The sequence below is a fragment of the Marisediminicola sp. LYQ85 genome (assembly GCF_046600695.1).
Taxonomy (GTDB): Bacteria; Actinomycetota; Actinomycetes; order Actinomycetales; family Microbacteriaceae; genus Marisediminicola.
In genome coordinates this window covers 492,612-514,249 of sequence record NZ_JBKIWO010000002.1, presented here as the reverse complement: position 1 = coordinate 514,249, position 21,638 = coordinate 492,612, and the positions used below count along the sequence as shown (strand labels likewise).

Genomic DNA, 21,638 nt, shown 5'->3' with positions numbered 1-21,638 from the left:
TCTTCTATTTTCTGGGGACGCTCAGAGCGAGAGTCCGGTGGCGATGCGCTCGGTATTGATGCGCATCATGGAGAGGTAGCTGTCTGCTCCCTCGTCGGGGGTCGTGAGCGATTCGGTCACGAGTTCGGTGACGGCGACGTCGCGATCGGCTTCGCTCGCGAGCACTTGCACGAGACGATCCGGCTGCGACGATTCGGCGAAGATCGTCGGCACACCCGCCTCGTCGATCGCGGCGACGAGGTCGCGCAGGTCGGAGGCACTCGGTGCGGCGAGAGTCGTGCCGCCCGGGACCACCGCCCCGACGATCCGGAAGTCGAATCGCTCGGCGAGGTAGCCGAAGACGTGATGGTTGGTCACGAGGGCTCGGCGGTCGTCGGGGATGCTCGCGAACGCCTCGGTCATCTCGGCGTCGAGTTCGGCGATCTCGGCGAGGTAGTTCTCCGACGACTCTGCGAGGGTTGCGGCATCCGCTCCCTCGATGTCGGCGAGCACGGGTGTGAGGGCATCGACGATGTCGACGACGCGCTCGGGGTCGGTCCAGACGTGCGGGTCGAGTGCGCCGTTCGCCGACTCGTCGGAGTAGGCGATCGCCTCGAGGTTGTCGCCCGCGACGAAGAGTTCGACACCCTCGGATGCCGCGGTGTCGAGGTGCTGCGCGAGGCCCTCTTCGAGCCCCAAGCCGTTCGACACGAGGAGGTCGGCGGCGCGCATCCGCGCGGCCTCTTGCGCGCTGATCTCGAAGGAGTGCGGGTCGGCGCCGGGCGGCATGAGGGTCACGACCTCGAACTCGTCTGCCGCGACCTCCTGCACGATGTCGCCGAGGATGTTGGTCGTGACGACGATGAGCGGCCGGTCGTCGGACTCGGTCGAGCACCCCGTCATGCCCGCAGTGAGAGCGAGGGTGACGGATGCTGCGGCGAACCGTGCGGCCCTCATCGCCCGGTCTCCGCGAGGAAGAGCGGTGCCCGGTCAGTCTCGAAGGTGCGCGAGACGCGGGCGTCGTCGGCGAAGTCGATCTCGTAGATCAGGTTCTCGGCGGGGCCGTTGAGGTAGGCGCGTTGCTGGTCGGCGACGAGCGTCGCTCCGGCGAGGAGGCTCGGGTCGGCGGTCGTCTCGTCGAGCAGCGGCGCGGTCTCCGAGAGGATCTCGCCGCGCTCGCCGCTCAGCACGAGCACTCGTCCGTCGTCGGTGAGTGCGAGCACGTGGCCGTCGGCATCGTCGACCGCGGTCACCTGCTGCAGGGGAGTCTCGGCGTCGATGAGTTTCCACGACTGCTCCCGTGTGTCGAGCATCCAGAACGAGGTCGGCCCGGCGAGTCCCGCGACGGAGGGGCGGCCCTCGCGATTGGCGAAGGAGGTCGCGGCGGGTGCCGTCGTGCCGTCGGGGTGGTCGATGCGGGTCAGGTCGGCGACGCCGTCGTCGGTGGGGAGGGCGAGCACCGCGCCGTCGGCGCATCCGACCACCGTGCCGACGACGGTCTCGATGGATCCGCTCGCGGCGGTGCAGTCGATCGACTCGATCGTCTCGCCGTCGGCGTCGAGAAGATCGACGTGGTTCGCGCTCTCGCCTTCGGCGTCGGCCCGGGTGACGAGGGAGCCCGTGCCGACGCCCGCGATGAGACCGGTGTGGGGCGTCGTCTCGACGCGGAGGCGCTCGGTCATGTCGCCGTCGGCGAGGCCGGCGGTCTCGAGGAGCACGGCCTCACCCGACCCGGTGAAGAACACGCCCGTCGTCGCCGTTCCCGGCGAGAAGGTCGCCTCGCCCCCGCCGTCGCTCTCGAGGGTGCCGACCTCCCGCGGGGTGCCGCGGTAGTAGTGGAAGTGGTCGATGTGGCTCCGCGTCCAGTAGCCGCTGTCGACGACATCCACGGTTCCCGCGCTCGACGAGGCGGCGAAGAGGAAGCGGCCGTCGGTCGCCGTGCTCGTGACGCCGTCGAGGGAGCCGAGCTCGTCGACCGACTCGTCGAGCAGATCGAGCTGCTGCACGGTGCCGTCGTCGCCGACGGTCAGCAGGTGGAGCGGCGGTTCGGCGACCTCCTGGGCGCCCGCGATCGCACCGTGACCGTCGCCGGTCACCCCATCGGATGCTGTCGGGGCGGGGGATCCCGACGGGTCGGCGTCGGCGCAGCCCGCGAGTGCGGTCGCGGTCAGCAGGGTGAGGGCGATCGCGGCGGGAGCGAATGCCGCGCGATGCGGGGAGCGGTGAGGGGGACGGGACATCAGGAGGTGCTTTCTGGGGATAGAGCGCGGGAACGGAGATCGGGGGAGGGCATGCTCAGTCGCGCCGAGCGGCGGGTGTCGGAGACGGCGCGCACGAGAGCCGAGAGCGCGGCGGCGGCGATCGCGGTCGCCGCGATCGACGCGCCGGCGGCTGTTCCGACATGCCAGGAGACGGTGAGGCCGATGACGACGCAGGCCACCCCGATGAGCGCGGCGATCGCCATGGTCGAGTGGATGCGCCGCGTCCAGCGGCCCGCCGCGACGACCGGGCCGAGGAGCATGCCGACCACGAGCAGCGAGCCGACCGACTGGTAGGCGGCGACGACCGCGAGGGTGACGAGACCGACGAGCACGACCTGAGCGGCCCGCGGGTGCATGCCGAGCACCCGCGCCTGACGCGGGTCGAGGGTGAGCGCGACGAACGCGCGGTGGAACACGACGATGGCGACGAGCGCGACGCCGAGCGCGAGGGTGAGCGCGACGAGGTCGGCGGGCGTGATGGCGAGCACGTCGCCGAAGAGGATCGCCGTGGCATCCGTCGCGAAGCTGCGCGAGGCCGAGATGATGATGACACCGGCCGCGAGGCTCGCGACGAAGAGTAGACCGATGCTCGTGTCGGCGGAGAGGCGCCCGCGACGCTGCACCGCGCCGATTCCGATCGCCATCGCGGTCGCGCTCACGGCGGCGCCGAGCAGAACGGGCAGGCCGAGGAGGGTCGCGAGCGCGACCCCGGGGAGCATCCCGTGCGCCATGGCCTCACCGAGGAACGCCATGCCCCGCACGACGACCCACGTGCCGACGAGCGCGCACAGCACGGCGGCGAGCGCTCCGCCGAGGAGCGCTCGCAGCATGAAGTCCGTCTGAAACGGCTCGATGATCCACAGCACGTCGGACACCGTACACGATGTTGAGAATCGTTATCAGTAGGTACGATGCCGTCATGCAGTCCGCAGAATCACCACCCGTCGATCGAACCGTCGACCCCGCGAGCGGCGGTGGGGCGCTCGGTGATCGCGACGCTTTCCATGGGCTTCGTGCGCCCTGTGCCCCCAGCGATCGCGCCACTGCCCTCGTTCATGCGACCGGGCTGACCTTCGATTACGGGGGCGTCGGCGTGCTGCACGGTGTCGACCTCACGGTGCTCCCCGGGGAGATCGTGGCGCTCACGGGGGCGAACGGATCGGGCAAATCGACGCTCCTGTCACTCATCGCGGGCCTCGAGCAGCCTCGCTCGGGAACCCTCGTCCGACCTGCCGGATCGCGCGTCGCCGTCGTGTTCCAAGCCACCCCCGTTCCCGAGACGCTGCCGCTCACGGTCGAGGAGGTCGTCGCGATGGGGCGGTGGCCGTCGGCGGGCCTCTGGCGACCGCTCGGCAGGCGCGATCGCGCCATCGTCGACGAGAGCATCCGCGACCTCGGGCTCGCAGGCATCCGCTCCCGGTCGATGATCGAGGTCTCGGGCGGGCAGCGGCAGCGGGCGTTCGTGGCGCAGGGCCTCGCGCGCCGCGCCGACCTCCTGCTTCTCGACGAACCGATGACCGCCCTCGATGCCGAGACACGCGCCGCCGTCGGGAGCGCCGTGCGCGCGGCAGCGGGGAGGGGAGCCGGAGTGTGCCTCGTGACCCACGATGCGGATGCTGCGGCACTCGCGCATCGCGTCGTGCGGCTCGAGGGGGGCCGGGTCGCGGATGTCGCGGCGGCGGGCCGCGAGTAGGAGCCGGCGTTCGACGCGCCGCGCGAGCATCCGCGTTCCCGGCGTGTCTGCTGCCGGCTCCTACTTCGCGCTCCGAAACCCGCGCGGGGACGTGCGCGTGATGCGTCCCCGGATAGGCGCCGGTCTACCGCACCGTCACGCGCAGGGGAGCGCTCGCCGTGCTTCCCGCCGCGTTCTCGAACTCGACGACGTACTCGTGGGTGCCCCGCGGGCGATCGGTGAGCGGCACGCGCACGATCTGCGCTCCGGGGGTCGCGGCCGCGAGGTCGCCCTCGTCGACGACGACACCGTTCTCGAGCACGCGATACGAGCTGGCGTTCGTGCCCCACCACATCGACGCGGTCACGGTGTAGTCGCCGTCGCGGTCGTTGTTGTCGTGCGAGAGTCTGGGCGTCCCGGGGTTCGAATCCGTGACTCGCACCGTGAGCGGGGCGAGCTCGGTGACCCCCTTCGAGTTTTCGAGCTCCGCGGTGTAGGTGTAGGAGCCGTTCGGCTTGCCGGTCACGTCGATCGCCGCGCGCTGCGCGCGGACCCCGTCGTAGTCGAGAGCGACCGTGTCGATCAGGTCGCCGTTCTCGAACACGCGCAGCACCGAGGCGTTCTCGCCCCACCACATGTTCATGCTCACGGTGAACGACCCGTCGTGGAGCCCGGTGTCCCAGCCGTTGTTGTGTGTCAGCGTTCCGCGGGCGGGAGCGGCGACAGCATCATCGACGATCGGCTCAGGCTCAGGCTCAGGCTCAGGCTCAGGCTCAGGCTCAGGCTCAGGCTCCGGCTCGACATCCGGAGCAGGGAGGCTCACGAGGGAGAGATCGTCGATCGATCCCCAGGCGGCAGCGGGAAGGGATCCGCTCACCGTCACGGTGACCGTCTCGCCTTCCGCAACCGTCACGGCGCCGGTGGTCGGGGTCGACCAGTTGCGCCAGCCGTTGAGCTCGAAGGCCGCGCTCTCGCTCGCACCGCCACTCGTCGACACGCTGATGTCGACCCGGCCGGTGTCGCCTTCGCCGTCACCCTGCACGGCTCCGCTCGCCTCGTAGCGACCGGCGGGCAGATTGGAGACGGTCTGACTGAGGGTGAACTCGTAGGCGTCGGCCGAGTAGAAGTGGGCAGACCGCGACCCGGTGCGCGGGTCGTCGGTCGCGCGGACACGCAGTGCCGGCCCCGTTGCAAGCCACATGCTCGCGTCGGCGTCTTCGAACGACGGGTTGAGTAGGCGGTTGATCGCGCTGACGACGACGTCGGCGCGGGTGTCGAGCCCCGCCGACGTCACCCCCGCGATGCGGTACTCGCCGCGACCGTCGATGACCGAGGTGTCGCCCCAGGTCACGGTCTGCTCCTCGGTCGACCCGTCGTTGTAGGTCACCGTGACGGTCTCGGGCAGCGCCACCGTCGTGCCCTCGTCGACCGAGATCGACACGGTCTCGACCGATTCCACCGCGCGCGGGGCCACGGCGCCCGTGCGGGCGTAGGAGAACACGTTGAGGCTCTCGAGAGCGGTGCCGTCGTGGGCGAAGAGCGCCTGGTTGTCCCACGCCGACCCGCCGAACCACTCGCCTGCGTCGTCGGGGTCGTACTCTCCCGCGAAACTCGACGCCCAGCCCGAGCCGTCGCGCTCCCACAGAACACGGTTCTGCTCGACCTGCTCGGGGGGACCGACGGGCAGCCAGGCCGGCTCCCAGTAGTAGACGCCTATCCCCGCGTCGCCGACATCCGTGACCGCTTGCATGACGTCGCGAACGGCTGTGGCCTGCCCCTGCACGCTCACGGGATACTGCGTCGCCTCCGACGGGAGGTCGACGACGTTGCCGTGACCGTCCCCGTCGTCGAGCGTGTAGGCCCACGAGGTCTCGGCGACCATAACCTGTTTGTCGTAGGTCTCGGCGACATCGGTCAGCACGCTCGTGAGGTTGTCGAGGGTGCCGTGCCAGAACGGGTAGTACGACGACGCGAAGACGTCGTAGTCGACGTCGCGCGAGTCGAGATTCGCGGCGTAACCGGCGTAGCGGCCGGATATCTCGGGGTTGGTGAAGTGCACGGCCACGAGTGCTTCGGGGTAGACCTCCCGCACCGCGGCCGAGCCCGCCGAAAAGATCCCCGCCATGGCGTCCCAGTTCGTCTCGCCCGCGACCGCCCCGTTGGTCTCGTTACCCACTTGCACCATGCGCACATCTACGCCCGCGGCATCCATGCGCTCGAGGGCGTCGGTGGTGAAGTCGCCGGTCGCGTCCGCTTTCTCTGCGGCGGTCAAACCCTCCCACGCTTTCGGGGCCTGCTGTTTGGCGGGGTCGGCCCAGAAGTCGGAGTAGTGGAAGTCGACGAGCACGCGCAAGCCGGCCGCGGTCGCGCGCTCGCCGATCTCGATCGCGGTGTCGACGTCGTTGTCGCCGCCACCGTAGCCGTTGCCCTCGCTGTCGTACGGGTCGTTCCACACCCTCACGCGCACGTCGGTCACGTCGGAGTCGGCGAGCAACTCGAAGAGGTCGGTCGGGTCGCCGCTCGCGTCGCGGAAGACGACACCCGAGCGTTCTAGGGCGACGACCGAAGAGACATCCACGCCGTTGATGAAGTCGTCGGCGAGGCCGTCGACGGCGTCGACGACGATGCCCGCCTCCACGGGGCCGTCAGCGGAAGCGCCGCCGTCAGCCCCACCGCCGTCGCCGTTCTTCGGGGCGGCGACACTGGCGGCGGGAACCGCGAGTGCTCCGAGCACGAGAGCCGCAGCGGCGAGGGTCGCGCCGGCTCTGACACTGGCACCCCCCGACACTCGGCGAGACCACACTGTCTGCATTGTTCGTCCTGTTCGTCGGCGCGACGCGTGCCGCGCACGTCTCCCGCACCGGTCGGCGCGGGAGGGGTGTCACACGGTGTTCTCCGCTGATGGTGAGGCCGGAGGCATCCGTTATCCCTTGACCGAGCCGGCGGTGAGCCCGCCGACGATGTAGCGCTGCAGCGCGAGGAACAGCGCGAGCACGGGGATCGCGGCGATCACGGTTCCCGCGGCGAAGAGCCCCCATCGCGACGTGAGCTGGTTCGACACCCACTGGTACATCCCGACCGCGAGGGTCCAGTTGTCTTCGGAGACGAGGATGATGCGGGCGAGGATGTAGTCGCCGAACGCGGCCACGAACGCGAGGAGTGCCACCACGGCGAGGATCGGCGTGACGAGCGGCATGATGAGCCGCCAGAAGATCTGCGCGTGGGTCGCGCCGTCGATGCGTGCCGACTCGTCGATCTCGATCGGGATCGTGTTGAAGAAGCCGTACATGAGGAACGTGTTGGTGCCGAGGGCGCCGCCGAGATACACGCAGATGAGGGCGAGCTTCGAGTTGATGCCGAGGGAGGGCACGGTCTCGCCGATCGCGAGGAGCATGAGGAAGATCGCGACGAACGCGAGCGCCTGGGGGAACATCTGGATGATGAGAAGGCCCGTGAGGCTCGCGCGTCGCCCCGAGAAACGGAACCGCGAGAACGCGTAGGCGGCCGCAGCCCCCATGATCACGGCACCGATCGACGAGATGCCGCCGATGAGCAGGGTGTTGCTCGCCCACGTCCAGTAGGTCGTGTCGCCGAGTGCTGCGAAGTTGGTGAAGTCGATCGCGCTGAACAGTGACGAGCTGCCCGCGAGACTGCCGCGCGGGTTGAGCGAGGCCGACACGACGTAGAGCAGCGGGAACGTCGCGTAGACGATCACGAGGATCGCGACGGGATACTTCCACCCGACGTCGAGGAGGTAGCGACGCCGGCGGGCGGCTGCGCGGTCCGGTCTGGCGACTGTGGTGCTCACTGGAACTCCTCGAGCTTGTGGGTCTGGCGGAAGGCGATCGCGGAGATGATGCCGATCACGACGAAGACGACGATCGAGAGCGCGCTCGCGAGGCCGTAGTCGGCGGCACCGCCCGAGACTCCCGAGATGTCGTAGATGGCCGAGATGAGGATGTCGGTCGACCCGAGTGCATACGGTGCCCCCGGTATCGCGGGCCCCCCGTTGTTGAACATGTAGATGACGGTGAAGTTGTTGAAACTGAAGGCGAACGAGGCGATTGCGAGGGGTGCCGTCGCGACGAGCAGGAGCGGCAGGATGATCGACCTGAGAACCCGACCTCGGCCGGCGCCGTCGATCGACGCGGCCTCGAGGGTGTCGCCCGGGAGTGCTTGCAGGGCCCCCGTGCACACGAGGAACCAGTACGGATAGCTCAACCACACGTTGACCCACAGCACCGCCATGCGCGCGAGCCACGGATCACCGAGCCAGTTGATGTCGGCGCCGAAGAAGAAGAGGTCGTTGATGACACCGAACTCGGGGTTGAACATGCCGCGGAAGAGCAGCGCCGACATGAACGCCGGGAACGCGTACGGGAGGATGAAGAGGGTGCGGAGGAACTTGCGCGCGCGCACCCGGGGGTCGTTGAAGACGAGGGCGACGAGGAGCCCGATCGCGAAGCTGATGCCGACCGAGAGGATCGCGAAGGCGAACGTCCAGCCCGTGACCATGAGGAGGGGCTGTGCGAGGTCGGCGTTGGCGAAGAGGCGCAGGAAGTTGTCGAAGCCGACGTTGACGTACCACCCGGTGGGGAGTTCGGTTCCGTCGTCGGCGACGAAGCGGCCATCCTCGGTGGCGGTGTAGACGGTGCCAGACGCGGTGTCGCTGATGGTCTGCCCCGCTTCGTCCCACACGAGGGTCGAGGTGTAGACGGCACCCGTGGTGCCGTCGCGAGTGCGGACCGATCCGTCGTTGGGGTCGTCGGAGACCGGAACGCGCAGCTCGGCGACCTCCTGCTGCAGTGCCGTGTCGGTGAGGAGTTGGGCTCGGGGGATGACCGACCATCCGGGCACCTCCGTGGGTGCGCCCGACGACCCGAGGGTCGCGCCGTCGACCGCGGCGAGCCCGCTCTCGGCCGAGCCGACCTGCACGCCGCCCGTGTCGTCGGCGATCGCGAGCCCGAGCTCGCCGAGCCGTTCGACGACGGCCATCGGATAGGTGGGGGAGCTGTCGACGCGGCGTTCGCCCTGGATGAGGGTGGCTTCGACCGCTTGCTGCTGGGTTCCGGCGTGCCCGCTCCCGTAGTTCGTGAACGCGATGTAGGCGGTGTAGCCGAAGATGAAGATCTGGAACACGGCGAGGAAGGCGAGCCCCGGCAGCAGGTATTTGAGGGGCAGCGCGCGCTTGGTGAAGTAGACGATGTCGGCGACGATGACGAGGCCCGCCGCCACCCCGAGCACGACCCAGGATTCGGCCGCGAAGGCCGAGAGCACCGTCATGACGCCGAGGGCGTTGACGATCGCCATGATGAGGAGCTTCACGAGGAAGCCCCAGCCCGCCCCGCGCCACTGACGTGAGTGCGCTTCGCGGGGTCGACCGCCGCGGGGCGGCGGTTCGACTGCCTCGTTCGCGACCTCGGTCAGCGGTTTCGCCGAGTTCATTGTCATGCGGAGAACCTCTCGTCGGGCTCAACTGGAGTGGGTGAGATGGGGCCGGGTCGTGCGGGGAGGGGCCGGTCGGGTCGCCCGACCGGCCCCGATGGGGTCAGCCCTCGAGGGTGCTCTCGAGATCGACGACCATGCTGTTCCACGTGTCGACGGGGTCGGCGCCGGAGATGATCTGCGACTCCGCGGAGTTCCAGAGGTCCCAGACGGAACCCATCTCGGGGATGCTCGGCATCGGCACGCCGTTCTGGGCCGAGGCGAGGAATCCTGCCGTGATCGGGTCGGACGCGGCCTCCTCGGCGACGGTCGAGTAGGCGGGGATGCGCGGGTCCGCTTCGTAGAGGGCGCGCTGGGCGTCCTCCTGGCCGAGGAAGTTGACGAGGAACTCGGTCGCGAGCAGCTCGTTCTCGCTCTGCGAGCTCAGGTAGAAGCCCTGCACTCCGACGAACGGAGCGGCGGTCTCGCCACCGGCCGAGGGGATCGGGTTGACCGCGAGCTCGAGGTCGGGGAACTCGTTGACGACCCACGGCCCCTGCACGGTGTACGGGGTCTCGCCCGAGCGGAAGAGCTCGAGGTTGATGTCGTAGTCGATCGTGGTCGAGAGGTAGCCGGTTCCGTCGGAGCCGTTCTCGGAGAGCCACTGAGCGAAGGCTTCACCCTCCGCGCCGCCCATGCCGACCTCGGTCGTGTACGACCCGGTGTCGTCTTGCACGAAGACGGGAGCGCCGAAGGAGGTCTGCAGGCCGTACATCGTGTAGCCGTCGCCCGTCTCGCCCGCGGTGTTGATCACGAACGGGCGCTCGGCGCCCGACTCGAGCCCGCGCTCGACGAGGTCGTCCCAGTCGGTGGGGGCTTCGTCTCCGACGAGGTCGACGTTCTGCAGCAGCGCGACGGTCTCGAGCGAGTAGGGCAGGGCGTAGAGCTGACCGTCGTAGGTCATGGCCTCGAGCGCGACGGGCTCGAACTCGGATGCCGCGTCGCCGAGGTCGATCGTGTTGACGACGCCCGCGGTCACGAGCGCTCCGAGCCAGTCGTGCGCACCGACGGTGATGTCGGGTCCCTCGCCCGTGGGCACTTGGGCGATGAAGTCGTTGCGGAGGTCTTCGAAGTTCTTCTGCACGAGCGTGATGGTCGCGCCCGTCTCCTCCTCGAACGCGTCGGCGGCGGCGCGGATCGCGTCTTCGCGCTCCGCATCCGTCCAGATCACGAGTTCGGCGCCGTCGCCGCTCGCGGTCTCGGTCTCGGTGTCGCCGCCGGAGCAACCGGCGAGCACGAGTGCGGAGGCGATGGCGACCGCACCCATTCCCAGGGTCTTGCGCATGTGCTGTTTCCTTCCAGAGGGGTCGCGCCGTGCCGCCTCTGGGCGGATCGCGGCGATGCGACCGGGGTGAGCTCAGACCGGGTGGTCCGAGCCGATGTCGTGGAGCTGTGGGTCGTGGGGTTTGTGGTGGTGGGGTTGGTGGTGGTCGTGGGGCTCGGGAGGGGAGAGGGTCGTCACGGGCTCCCTTCCGCGGCGACTCGCACGATCGCGACGGCACCCGCCGCGACCTCGATCGCGTCGCGCACGGCGGTGTTCGTCAGGAGTTCGACCGACTCGTCGGTGCGGATGGGCAGCGTCACCTGCGCCGGGGCGTCCGAGTGGTTGATCGCGAAGACGTAGTCGCTGGCGTCGGATCGCCGCGTGACGACCTCGACGCGATCGGCGGGGGAGCCGAGGTGCACGCCCGCCGTCGCATAGACGTCGGCGAACAGTATCCGCATCGCATCGTCGCCGAGTCGCGTGCTCACGTACCAGGCCGTTCCCGCGCCGAAGCGGTTGCGCGTGACGGCGGGCTGGCCCGCGAGGGGGCCGGCGGTGTAGGCGGCGACGACCTCGGCGGTCGTGACCGAGATGTCCTCCTGCCACAGGTCGGCCGCGACCTCGGAGCCGTCGTGCCAGCGGAGCGCGGATGTCGCCCCCTCGCGCTGTGGCAGATGCTCGTCGACGAGGGTGCCGAGCACATCCCGCAGGGGCGCGGCAAACCCGCCCTCGTGCACGACATCGCGTTCGTCGACCACCGCGGAGAAGAAGGAGACGACGAGGGTGCCGCCGCCTTCGACGTAGCGCGTGAGGTTCGCGGCATCCGCGGTGCTCAAGAGATATTGCGCGGGGGCGACGACGAGACGGTAACCCGAGAGGTCGTGGCCGGGGAGGGCGAAGTCGACGGTCACGTCGTCGCGCCAGAGCCGCTCGTAGTACGAGCGGATGCGCTCGCGGTGGTCGAGGTCGTTCGACGGGCGCCACTCGAGGTCTTGCGCCCAGAACGACGCGAAGTCCCAGAGAACGGCGACGTCGGCTTTCACGCGGGAGCCGCGGAGCTCATCGAGCTTGGGGAGGTCGCCTCCGAGCGCGGCGACCTCGCGCCACACGCGAGAGCGGGTGCCTGCGTGCGGGAGCATCGCCGAGTGGAACTTCTCCGCCCCCGACCGCGACGCGCGCCACTGGAAGAACAGCACGGCGTCGGCCCCGCGAGCGACGTGCGCGAGCGAGTTGCGCGCGAGTTCCCCCGGCCTCTTCGCGTGGTTGCGCGGCTGCCAGTTCACCGCGGAGGTCGAGTGCTCCATGATGATCCACGGCGCACCGCCGCCCACCGAGCGGGAGAGGTCGGCCGCGATCGAGAGGCCGATCTCGCCCTCCTCGTCGGCGGCCCACAGGTAGTGGTCGTCGGCGACGATGTCGACTTCGCGGCCCCACGCCCAGAGGTCGGTGGTCCACGCCTGGTTGGCCATGAAGTTGGTCGTGATCGGCTGCGCGGCGTGCTCGCGGATGGCGTCGCGCTCGGCGATGTAGCACGCGAGCAACTGGTGGTCGGTGAACCGCGCGAAGTCGAGGCGCTGCGACGGGTTGACGACCGAGGGGGCGGCGGCGGGAGCACCGACGTGATCCCAGTCGATGTAGTGCTGGCCCCAGAACGCGGTGCCCCACGCGGCGTTGAGCCCGTCGAGGTCGCCGTATTTGTCGCGCAACCAGCTGCGGAACGCCCGCACCGATTGCTCGGAGTAGTCCTCGCCCACGGGAACGCCGTATTCGTTGTGCACGTGCCACATCACGACCGCGGGGTGGTCGCTGTAGCGCTCGGCGAGCGTCGAGGCGATGCGCACGGCCGCCGTGCGATAGGCCTCCGACGACGGCGAGGCCATTCCGCGAGCGCCGAAGCCCATGACCACGCCGTCACGGTTGATGACGCGGGCATCCGGATAGCGCGCGAAGAACCAGGCCGGGGGCGATGCCGTGGGGGTTCCGAGGTCGACCGCGATGCCGTTCGAGTGCAGCAGGTCGAGAAGCTCGTCGAGCCAGGAGAAGTCGAACGTGTTCTCGTCTACCTCGATGAGGGCCCACGAGAAGATGCCCACGCTCACGAGGGTCACTCCACCCTCCCGCATGAGGGCGACATCCTCGGTCCACGTCTCCCGCGACCACTGCTCGGGGTTGTAGTCGCCTCCGTAGGCGATTCCGCGCACCGCGGGCCACAGGGAGGAAAGGGTCATGACGCTCCGTCGAGTCAAGGGTGTTGAGTGCCGACGCGATGTCGACGAATAGACTGTAACCGTTCACAGTCGGTTCCGTAACCCTAAGCCGAACTGCCGCCGGCGACCGAGAGCGTTACCTAACTGTGACCGGTTACAGGTGGGTCATCGAATTCTGACGGTCCCTCACTCGGACACGGTAGAGTTCCGAGCCGTGGACGAGACCGCGCTCCGGCGCAAGCCGACGATCCGGGACGTCGCTGCCGCGGCAGGCGTCTCGTACGGCACGGTGTCGCGAGTGCTCAACGGCGGACACTGGGTGTCGGCGCCCGCGAGAACCGCCGTCGAAGAGGCCATCGTGTCGACCGGATACACGACCAACCACGCCGCGCGCAGCCTCGCCACCGGCCGGGCAAACTCACTCGCCTTCCTCCTCACCGAGCCACAACACCTCCTCTTCGCCGACCCCACGTTCGCCCTGCTGCTGCGCGGGGCCGCCGAGTCGCTCGCGCGCCGGTCGATGACCCTCGTGCTGCTCGTCGCGAGCACGCCAGACGAGCGCGCCAACGTCGCCAACTACGTCGCCGCCGGGCACGTCGACGGCGTCATGCTCATCTCGACCCACGAATCCGACCCGCTGCTCGACACCCTCCTGCGCGCGGGCATCCCCACCGTGTGTTGCGGTTTGCCGCTCGGGCACGAGAGCGACGTCGTAGCGGTGTCGGTCGACGAAGAACGTTCGGCGCGCGCCGTCACGCGACACCTCCTCGACCGCGGGCGTCGCCGCGTCGCGACCATCACGGGACCCGCCGACACCCCGGGCGGCCGCTTCCGGCTCGTCGGATACCGCGACGAACTCGGCGAGAGTTTCGATCCCGCCCTCGTCGAGGCGGGTGACTACAGCGTCGAATCGGGAACCGCCGCGATGACGGCACTCCTCGAGCGTGAGCCCGACATCGACGGGGTGTTCGCGGCGAACGACCGCATGGCGGCGGGAGCGCTCGCCGCTCTGCGACGGGCGGGTCGCCGCGTTCCCGAAGATGTCGCGGTCGCCGGTTTCGACGACTCCGGACTCGCTTCGGGCCTCGAACCGCCCCTCACGACCATGCGCCAGCCGTGGGAGCGCATCAGCGAAGAGATGGTCGACCTCCTCCTCGGGCTCATCGCGGGGGAGGACCGCGCGGGCGTCACCCTCCCCACCGAGCTCGTCGTGCGGGAGAGCACGTAGCGCGAGGGGTCGTGCTCGGCGCGTGTGTGGGCGCGGGTGTGGGCGTGTGTGTGTGTGTTTGCGGGCGCGGATGTGGCGCCGGCGAGCCTCGACTAGGAGCCGGCGTGCGGCGCGCCGCGCGTGCATCCGCGTTCCCGGCGTGTCTCGTGTGGAGTCCTACCCCGCGCGCGCGGGAACAGGCGCGGAACGCACCCCGCCCCTGCGCAGGACCGCCCCCGACCCCGCACGTCGACCCGGGCGTCCATAGCAACCTCATACGCCGCGCATGTCGCGTTCACCGGTCCCGCCGCAAAGCTCGTCGCGACCGAACACTCGCGACCGAAAGCATCCACCATGAGCCGCATCCCCGAGCCAGACCGCACCCCGCAGGGCCCCGCCTACGAGGGGCGGCTGCTCGATCGAGCGGATGAGGAGGTCGTCGACCAGGGCGCGTCGTTCGACATGCGCACCCTCGTGAGCCGCCGCGGGATGCTGAGCCTGCTCGGGCTGGGGGCGGGCGCGCTCACCCTCGCCGCGTGCACGAGCGAGACCGGGTCATCGACAGGGAGCGGGTCGAGCGGCGCCTCCTCCGCGACCGCCGAGGGCGAGATCCCCGACGAGACGGCGGGACCGTATCCGGGCGACGGATCGAACGGCCCCGACGTGCTCGAACGGTCGGGCATCGTGCGGAGCGACATCCGCACCAGTCTCGATGGCGGGACGACCGCCGCCGGCGTGCCGATGACCCTCGACCTCACCGTGCTCGACGTGGCGAACGGCGACGCGCCATTCGCGGGAGTCGCCGTCTACGTGTGGCAGTGCGACGCGGCCGGGTTGTATTCGATGTACTCGCCGGGGGTGGAGGACGAGACGTACCTCCGCGGTGTGCAAGTGGCCGACGCAGACGGTCTCGTGAGCTTCTCGAGCATCTTTCCGGCGTGCTACTCGGGCCGCTGGCCGCACATCCACTTCGAGGTCTACCCGGATGTCGCAGACATCACCGACTCGACGACCGCCATCTCGACGTCGCAAGTGGCCCTGCCCGACGACGTGAGCCGCGCGGTGTATGCCTCGAGCGAGTACGCCGGGTCGTCGGCCAACCTCGAACAGGTCTCACTCGAGTCGGACAACGTCTTCGGCGACGACGGCGGGCAACTGCAGCTCGCGACCGTGACCGGCGACACCACATCCGGATACCGCGTCTCGCTCACCGTGCGAGTCGACACGTCGACCGCCCCGACGGCCGGCGCTGCGCCGAGCGGCGGGGGAGGGGCCGGAGTCGGGGGTGCCGGGGGTGGCGCTGAAGCGCCTCGCTGAGGTGCGCCGAGTGCGTGCGCCGCGTCACTCGTGCCCCGAGTAGGAGCCAGCATGCGCCACGCCCTGCGGGCCTCCGCGGCTCCACCCACAGTGGGATGCGCGCTTGAAGCGTGCGTCGTAGTGTGGGCGTGTGAACATCCGGTCGAACGCAGCCTTCGGGCGTCTGGGGGTTGTCGGCGAGCTCTTCGCCGGCATCAGGTAGCCGACCCTCTGCCGGTCCGACGCGCGATGTCGTCCGTCGTCGACCGGCGCAGCACCGACCCCACACCCCACACCTTCGCTCGGCAGCGTTCGCAGTAGCGCGACCGGATTGCCTCGCCTCCGTTCGAGTCGCCCGGCCGATTCAGTCGATCCAGACGTCCAGACATCCAGACATGCAGACCGTCCGGACCGCGCTGACCGCCGTCGAGCCCTCACGATTGGTTCATCTCATGTTCCCTCTCACCGACAAGGCCGTGCGCGCCTCGTTCATCAACGCGTCCCGCAAGGAGACGACCGACATCACTCTCCCCACCGATTTCGACGACCTCGATTGGGGGTCGCTCGACTTCCTCGGGTGGCGCGACCCGAGGCAGCCGCGCCGCGCCTACGCGGTCATCCCGACGCTCGACGGCGACCCCGTCGGCATCCTGTTCAAGCAGGCTGATGCCTCTCCGCGCTCGCGTGCCCAGTGCTCCTGGTGTCAGGATGTGCGGCTGCCGAACGACGTGGTCTTCTACAGCGCGAAGCGGCCCGGGCCGGCCGGGCGCAACGGCAACACGGTCGGAACACTCGTGTGCCAGGAGTTCCAGTGCTCCGCCAACGTGCGCAAAGATCCGCCGCTCGCCTACGAGGGGTTCGACCTCGCGGCCGCGCGCCTCCAGCGCATCCACGACTTGCGCATCCGCACGGCGAGCTTCGCGGCGACGCTCGGGGGCGGAGCGTGAGGTGCGCCGCCGCCGTCGTCGCGCTGGCGTCGGCGGCGCTCGTCTCTGTCGCGCTCTCGGGGTGCGGCACGACGTCGGAAGCCTCGAGCTCGAGTGCGGCCCCGACGCCGAGCCCGTCGACATCCGCGGCTCCCGCTGTCGTCGACGCGAGCGCGGAGTTCGAGGAGCTCGAGGCACGGTTCGACGCGCGGCTCGGCGTGATGGCGATCCAGATCGGTTCGCTCGGCGCTGCACCCGACCCCGAGAACGGGTCGGGCAGCGACGCGACGGGCGGCATCGTCGAGTGGCGTGCCGACGAGCGTTTCGCCTACGCGTCGACGATCAAGGCGCTCGCCGCGGGAGCCGCCCTCGACCTGCTCGGCGTCGACGGGATGCAGGCGACCGTGACGGTCTCGGCCGACGACCTCGTGACGTATTCGCCCGTGGTCGAGACCCGTGTCGGCGGGAGCATGACTCTCGCGGATGTCGCCGACGCCGCGCTCACCGTGAGCGACAACACGGCGGGCAACTACCTCTTCGACGCCGTCGGTGGGCCCGACGAGCTCGATCGTCTGCTCGCCGAGGCGGGAGGCGAGGCCACAACCGTGTCGCGCATCGAGCCCGAGCTCAATGAGGCGACTCCGGGCGACGATCGCGACACGAGCACGCCCCGCGCCATGGCCGACACCCTGCGCGAATACGTGCTCGGAGACATCCTGCCTGCGGCCGAACGAGCACAGCTCGTGGGCTGGATGACGGCGACCGAGACGGGTGACACCCTCGTGCGGGCCGACCTGCCGAGCGAGTGGGTTGTGGGCGACAAGTCGGGTTCGGGTGGCTACGGCACGCGCAACGACATCGCGGTGGTGTGGCCGACGGATGGCGCGCCGATCGTCATCGCGGTCATGTCGAGCCGGGGCGCAGCGGACGCCGAGCGCGACGACCGCCTCATCGCCGAAGCGGCCGCGGTGGCCGTGCATGCCCTCGGCGCGATGGACTGAGGTCGCGGGCGCGCGGGCCGCGCGCTGCGCGCGGCCCGGGCCGCCGACATCCGCTCGCCCTTCTTGCATCCGCCGCCCATCTGTGGCCGGCGGATGCAAATTGGGGCGGCGGAACCGCGGGCGGGCGTGAGTGCGCTCCGGCACCGAGCGCGACAGAATCTTTTCGTGACCTCACCAGCACTAGCACCAGCCCCAGCTCCGTCTGCGGTTCCCCCCTCGATCGAGCCGCGCGTCGTCGCCGTCGCACGCGACGACGACCACCGCTTCAGCAAACCCGTCGCTGACGCGATCACCCTCGTGGAGGGCATCGGCGTAGAGGGTGACGCGCACGCCGGCCCGACAGTGCAGCACCGCTCGCGAGTCGCGCGAGACCCCTCCGTCGAGAACCTCCGGCAGGTGCACCTCATCCACTCGGAGCTTTTCGACACACTCGCCGAGGCCGGTTTCGATGTCAGCCCGGGGCAGCTGGGCGAGAACCTCACAACGGTCGGCGTCGACCTCCTCGGGCTGCCGACCGGTGCGATCCTGCGCCTGGGGTCGGATGCCGTCCTCCGCGTGACCGGGCTGCGAAACCCGTGTCAGCAGATCAACGGGTTCCAGCCCGGCCTGCTCGCCGAGGTGGTGGGGCGGGGCGCCGACGGCACCGTCGTGCGCCGGGCGGGCGTGATGGCCGTGGTGCTCGCGGGCGGCGTCGTGCGCGCGGGTGAGAGCATCCGTGTGGAGTTGCCTGAGGGGGAGAGGCTGCCGCTCGCGCCCGTGTGAGCCGACCCACGCTGACTGTGCCCGGCGGATGAGGCACGGATGTCGTCGACGGGAAGTGGTGGCTTCCCGGTGCCCGCCCGCCGCCCGGTGCCCACTATCCGCCGCCCGTTTCGGCATCCGCGCCGCAAAGATGGGCGGCGGATGCCGATACGCCCGGCGCGACGGCGATCGGAGCTCCTAGGCTTGCCCGATGACGAGAACGGATGGCACCGAAAGTTCGGCCCGCTACGCACGGATGTCGCGTGCGACTCGCTGACACCCGCACCGCGACGGAGGTCGTGCTGACGCCGGTCGACTACGAGTTCGCCGAGGTGTCGGGTGATGACTGGGACGACAACTGGCTCGTCGTCGAGGGGCGCGTGGTGACGGCATCCGCGTCGTGGACCTTTCGACATCCGTCGATCCTCGTGACGGAAGCAGAGGCGCTGCACGACTGGTTGACTCGCGTGGTCGATCGGGTTGAGGCCCCCATGGTCGTCGCGCCGCCGGCCCTCCCGACGCTCACGTTCGTCGAACCGAATCTCGCGTTCGGGGTCGTCGGTTATGCCGGGGGCGCGGTGACGATCCGCGTCTTTCTCGACCAGGAGGCCGCACCACCGCAGGGGCCTGCCGAGCGTGACACGGCCACCGCGACCGTCGACGTCACGGTCGATCTCGCGGCGCTCGCCGACGCCGCGGCCGAATGGCGCGGCGAGATCGACCGGTTTCCCGAGCGCCGTTGAAGCGGAGTGGAGCTGAGCGTGGTGCGCCTCACCGGCCGCCGGTCGAGGACGGTGACCGTGAGGCGTGCTGCGTGCTGCGCGAGCATTCAGGCGTCGACGGTGATCGCCGGCACAACACCCTTGAGCTTCGGCGCGAGGCCGATGTCGACGACGACAACTCGACCGGCGTAGCGCGATCCGGGCGGGAGGAGAAGTCCGGCCTTGATCGCGCCGAACGTGACCGTGACGTCTGCGGTGAGAACCGCAGAATCCGGCACGGCACCGTCGTCTGGCGAGACGCCGCTCGGAAGGTCGACGGCGACGATCGCGGGGCGGTCTGGTGTCTCGAGCGTGGGCAGAAGAGCGACGACGAGGGCTCGGGCTCGTCCGCGAAGCGCGGCTCTGTCGGCGGCGCCGCTTCCGGTTCCGAGGATGCCGTCGACGATGACGTCGCTCGTCGACGAAAGGCCCGCGATCTCGTCTGCGCTGACGCCGCGCCGCATCCCGACCCCCGCCGACGTCGCGGCCTCGAGGGCCTCAGCGTGCACGCCGTCTGCTGTGGCGACTGCCGTCACGGCGATGCCGCTCGCGGCGAGCTCCGCCGCAGCGAAAAGGGCGTCACCGCCGTTGTTCCCCGAGCCGACGAGCATGAGAATGCGCACGGTGTCGTCGCCCCCTCGAATCGGGCGCGAGGCGAGTGTCGCCCGGATCTCGGCGGCGAGCCCGGCCGCTGCCCGGCGCATGAGCGGCATTCCGGCCGCGAGCAATGGCTCCTCGCCTCGGCGTACTTGCGCTGCGGTGTAACCGTGACGAGTCATGGCCGCCATCCCATCACGCTTGCTGACTCTGCGGCCACCCGGTGGAGCGAGATCGACCGGTTCTGGCGTGGCGCGCCGGCCCGCGTCATCCGCTGTCCGAGAGCGATTATTCTTCGCCTGTGGCCACGGAGAAGCGAGTACCCCCGCCGGGACGAGATCGGAGCACGCCTCCGGGAGGTTTCATGGCGGGCAGCTTCGCCTTCCGTCGCGCGGTTCTCAGGCGCACTCTTCCCCAGGATGCCGACTGGCTCGTGTGGGACCCGATGATCGTCCAACAGCAAGCGGCATTGAAGTTCGCACCGATTTCCTCGCTCCTGTGCGTCGGCGTGGTGATCTACTTCGGTGTCACCGAGGGTCTCGTTTTCTGGACCGGTGATGCGATGTCAGCGGGTGGGGCGATTTTTCTCCTCGTCATGGCCGTCTTCCTGCTCGTAAACGCCCGCGACCGGCGCGTAGGTCTGCGAGCGCTGAGAGAGCAACTGGACGCGAGGCGAGACAGCGGGGCACCCCCGGCACGCGGGCCACTCGAGTGAGCAATTATTCTCTTCCCATGAAGACGCGACCAGCGCATCGGCTCACGGCGCGTGAGCGAAGGTCGGTGGCGCTCTCCGCTGTCTACAGCGGAACGTTCTTCGGGGTGGTCAACACGCTCGTCTCCCAGCTCCTGATCGAGCCGTTGCCCCTCCACGTCGGGCTCGTCCAAGGGGTGCTGACGGGCGTCTTCTTCGGCGCTTTCATGGGAGGCGTCATGGCCTTCAACCTCAAACGGGCGGGCGGGCACGCCGGGTCGGCCGCGGTGATGGGCGCGCTCAGGACGCGCACGCTGTCGGATGTTCTCGATCCGCAGACCTGGGACCTGCTTCTGTCACGACAAGAGAGGTCGCTGATACTCGCGCGCCTGTATGCGGCGTTCTTTGTGGTCGCCAGCATTCTCATCGCCGTCATTGCCGCCACGGGAGAGCCGTCGAGATACGAGCCGTTCCTGTGGGGTGGTGCCGTGCTGATGTTCGCGCTCGCGATCGTGACCGTTCTCGAGGCCCGCGTTCGTCGAGCGAAGGTTCGAGGCCTTCGCGAGCAACTGGCGACCGGCTAGCGCTGGATACGGCGAGGAGCGGATCGGCGAACGCGACGCTCGCTGAGGTGAGTTGCACCGGCCTGTTGACGCGCCGCGTGCCGCTCGGTACCGTTCCCGCATGATGAGCATCGGCGCACATTCACGCTGCCGGAGCCGTCGGTGAGCGCCGTCATCCCGGCCGACGCCGTGCGAGTCCCCGGCAGCCGCACACTCCGGTTCGAGGGCGAGGATCACGGCTCCGAGGTGAGCTTCTTCCTCGTCACCAACGACCCCGGGCAGGGCCCCGACCTCCACCGCCACCCCTACACCGAGACCTGGTCGGTGCTCGAGGGGGAGGCCACGATCCGTCTGGGCGACGACACCGTCGTCGCACGCGAGGGCGACAGCGCGGTCGTGCAGGCCGACACCTGGCACGGCTTCACCAACACCGGCAGCGACGTCCTCCGCATCATGTGCATCCACGCTTCGCCCCGCATGGTGCAGGAGGACCGGATGCCGAGCGCCCCGCCAACCGAGGAGTGACATGTCGACCGTGCGAAGCATCTATCCCGTGCTCGCCGTGAGTGACCCGGCCGCGCGTGCCGCGTTCTTCACAACCCATTTCGAGTTCGTGGAGACGTTCGCGGCCCACTGGTACGTGAGCTTGCGGCGCGACGCCCATGAGCTCGCCTTCGTCTCCCACGACCACCCGACGATCCCTGCGGGGTTCGGCACAGCCGTCTCGGGCGTTCTTCTCAACATCGAGGTGGACGACGCGACGGCGGAGTACGCGCGTCTCGTCACGGATGCGGGCCTGCCGTGCCGCCTCGATCTCCGCGACGAGTCATTCGGCCAGAGGCACTTCATCGTCGAGGGGCCCGACCGCATCCTCGTCGACGTGATCGAGGAGATCGCACCGTCGGCCGACTTCGCGAGTGCTTTCAGCGGCTGAAACGAGGCGGGGCGTCTGGAGCGGGAGCCGGCGCGCTCGCTGCTCGTTTCGGCA

The 21,638-nt window shown here is 69.6% G+C and carries 20 protein-coding genes; 11 read left to right on the top strand and 9 right to left on the bottom strand.

The window, feature by feature from the left end:
• Window positions 1-21: 21 nt before the first annotated feature.
• From aztC to aztB, 3 genes are read right to left on the bottom strand one after another with little or no spacing between them, the layout of a single operon-like run.
• Window positions 22-936: a zinc ABC transporter substrate-binding protein AztC gene (aztC, locus tag ACLHG5_RS10775; protein WP_411318804.1), complete on the bottom strand. Its 915-nt coding sequence runs from the start codon at window positions 934-936 to the stop codon at window positions 22-24.
• A complete protein-coding gene (locus tag ACLHG5_RS10770) occupies window positions 933-2,219 on the bottom strand; it encodes an ABC transporter (RefSeq protein WP_411318801.1) in 1,287 nt (428 codons plus the stop codon). Before ACLHG5_RS10770 ends, aztC begins: the two co-directional genes overlap by 4 nt.
• A complete protein-coding gene (gene aztB, locus ACLHG5_RS10765; protein ID WP_411318798.1) occupies window positions 2,219-3,106 on the bottom strand; it encodes a zinc ABC transporter permease AztB in 888 nt (295 codons plus the stop codon). The genes ACLHG5_RS10770 and aztB overlap by 1 nt, the downstream gene beginning before the upstream one ends.
• Window positions 3,107-3,159: 53 nt before the next feature.
• On the opposite strand from aztB, the gene aztA reads away from it, so the two are divergent.
• On the top strand, window positions 3,160-3,933 hold the full coding sequence (gene aztA / locus ACLHG5_RS10760; RefSeq protein WP_411318796.1) for a zinc ABC transporter ATP-binding protein AztA: 774 nt from the start codon (window positions 3,160-3,162) through the stop codon (window positions 3,931-3,933).
• Window positions 3,934-4,057: 124 nt separating this feature from the next.
• Here the strand turns inward: aztA and ACLHG5_RS10755 are convergent, their stop codons facing one another.
• From ACLHG5_RS10755 to ACLHG5_RS10735, 5 genes are all read right to left on the bottom strand, one after another.
• Window positions 4,058-6,715, bottom strand: coding sequence for a glycosyl hydrolase 53 family protein (locus ACLHG5_RS10755; RefSeq protein WP_411318794.1), 2,658 nt, complete (start codon window positions 6,713-6,715; stop codon window positions 4,058-4,060).
• Window positions 6,716-6,835: 120 nt separating this feature from the next.
• Complete coding sequence (locus ACLHG5_RS10750; RefSeq protein ID WP_411318793.1) at window positions 6,836-7,720, bottom strand: sugar ABC transporter permease; 885 nt, start codon at window positions 7,718-7,720, stop codon at window positions 6,836-6,838.
• On the bottom strand, window positions 7,717-9,363 hold the full coding sequence (locus ACLHG5_RS10745) for an ABC transporter permease subunit (protein WP_411318792.1): 1,647 nt from the start codon (window positions 9,361-9,363) through the stop codon (window positions 7,717-7,719). The genes ACLHG5_RS10750 and ACLHG5_RS10745 overlap by 4 nt, the downstream gene beginning before the upstream one ends.
• A gap of 97 nt (window positions 9,364-9,460) precedes the next feature.
• Complete coding sequence (locus ACLHG5_RS10740; RefSeq protein WP_411316715.1) at window positions 9,461-10,681, bottom strand: extracellular solute-binding protein; 1,221 nt, start codon at window positions 10,679-10,681, stop codon at window positions 9,461-9,463.
• Between the two features lie 173 nt (window positions 10,682-10,854).
• Window positions 10,855-12,888, bottom strand: a complete 2,034-nt coding sequence (locus ACLHG5_RS10735; RefSeq protein ID WP_411318791.1) for a beta-galactosidase — start codon at window positions 12,886-12,888, stop codon at window positions 10,855-10,857.
• Between the two features lie 193 nt (window positions 12,889-13,081).
• Between ACLHG5_RS10735 and ACLHG5_RS10730 the strand changes: the two genes are divergently transcribed.
• The 6 genes from ACLHG5_RS10730 to ACLHG5_RS10705 all read left to right on the top strand — a co-directional run bounded on the left by ACLHG5_RS10730 (window position 13,082) and on the right by ACLHG5_RS10705 (window position 18,781).
• The gene (locus ACLHG5_RS10730) at window positions 13,082-14,095 is read left to right on the top strand and encodes a LacI family DNA-binding transcriptional regulator (protein WP_411316717.1); all 1,014 of its coding nucleotides are present in this window, start codon (window positions 13,082-13,084) and stop codon (window positions 14,093-14,095) included.
• Window positions 14,096-14,428: 333 nt separating this feature from the next.
• Window positions 14,429-15,391, top strand: a complete 963-nt coding sequence (locus ACLHG5_RS10725) for an intradiol ring-cleavage dioxygenase (RefSeq protein WP_411318789.1) — start codon at window positions 14,429-14,431, stop codon at window positions 15,389-15,391.
• 431 nt (window positions 15,392-15,822) lie between these two features.
• Window positions 15,823-16,317, top strand: a complete 495-nt coding sequence (locus ACLHG5_RS10720) for an FBP domain-containing protein (RefSeq protein ID WP_411318788.1) — start codon at window positions 15,823-15,825, stop codon at window positions 16,315-16,317.
• Window positions 16,314-17,297 (top strand): class A beta-lactamase, encoded by a 984-nt coding sequence (bla, locus tag ACLHG5_RS10715; RefSeq protein WP_411318787.1) that lies wholly within the window; start codon window positions 16,314-16,316, stop codon window positions 17,295-17,297. Before ACLHG5_RS10720 ends, bla begins: the two co-directional genes overlap by 4 nt.
• Before the next feature lie 219 nt (window positions 17,298-17,516).
• Window positions 17,517-18,059, top strand: coding sequence for an MOSC domain-containing protein (locus tag ACLHG5_RS10710; protein WP_411318995.1), 543 nt, complete (start codon window positions 17,517-17,519; stop codon window positions 18,057-18,059).
• A 242-nt stretch (window positions 18,060-18,301) separates the two neighbouring features.
• Window positions 18,302-18,781, top strand: coding sequence for a hypothetical protein (locus ACLHG5_RS10705; protein ID WP_411318785.1), 480 nt, complete (start codon window positions 18,302-18,304; stop codon window positions 18,779-18,781).
• Window positions 18,782-18,867: 86 nt separating this feature from the next.
• Here ACLHG5_RS10705 and ACLHG5_RS10700 read toward each other — a convergent pair whose 3' ends face one another.
• Window positions 18,868-19,587 (bottom strand): NAD(P)H-hydrate epimerase, encoded by a 720-nt coding sequence (locus ACLHG5_RS10700; protein WP_411318784.1) that lies wholly within the window; start codon window positions 19,585-19,587, stop codon window positions 18,868-18,870.
• A 173-nt stretch (window positions 19,588-19,760) separates the two neighbouring features.
• Between ACLHG5_RS10700 and ACLHG5_RS10695 the strand changes: the two genes are divergently transcribed.
• The 4 genes from ACLHG5_RS10695 to ACLHG5_RS10680 all read left to right on the top strand — a co-directional run bounded on the left by ACLHG5_RS10695 (window position 19,761) and on the right by ACLHG5_RS10680 (window position 21,584).
• Window positions 19,761-20,111, top strand: coding sequence for a hypothetical protein (locus tag ACLHG5_RS10695; RefSeq protein ID WP_411316722.1), 351 nt, complete (start codon window positions 19,761-19,763; stop codon window positions 20,109-20,111).
• 17 nt (window positions 20,112-20,128) lie between these two features.
• Window positions 20,129-20,671 (top strand): hypothetical protein, encoded by a 543-nt coding sequence (locus ACLHG5_RS10690; RefSeq protein WP_411318783.1) that lies wholly within the window; start codon window positions 20,129-20,131, stop codon window positions 20,669-20,671.
• A 141-nt stretch (window positions 20,672-20,812) separates the two neighbouring features.
• Window positions 20,813-21,175: a cupin domain-containing protein gene (locus ACLHG5_RS10685; RefSeq protein WP_411318781.1), complete on the top strand. Its 363-nt coding sequence runs from the start codon at window positions 20,813-20,815 to the stop codon at window positions 21,173-21,175.
• 1 nt (window position 21,176) lies between these two features.
• The gene (locus ACLHG5_RS10680) at window positions 21,177-21,584 is read left to right on the top strand and encodes a VOC family protein (protein WP_411318780.1); all 408 of its coding nucleotides are present in this window, start codon (window positions 21,177-21,179) and stop codon (window positions 21,582-21,584) included.
• Window positions 21,585-21,638: the final 54 nt, after the last annotated feature.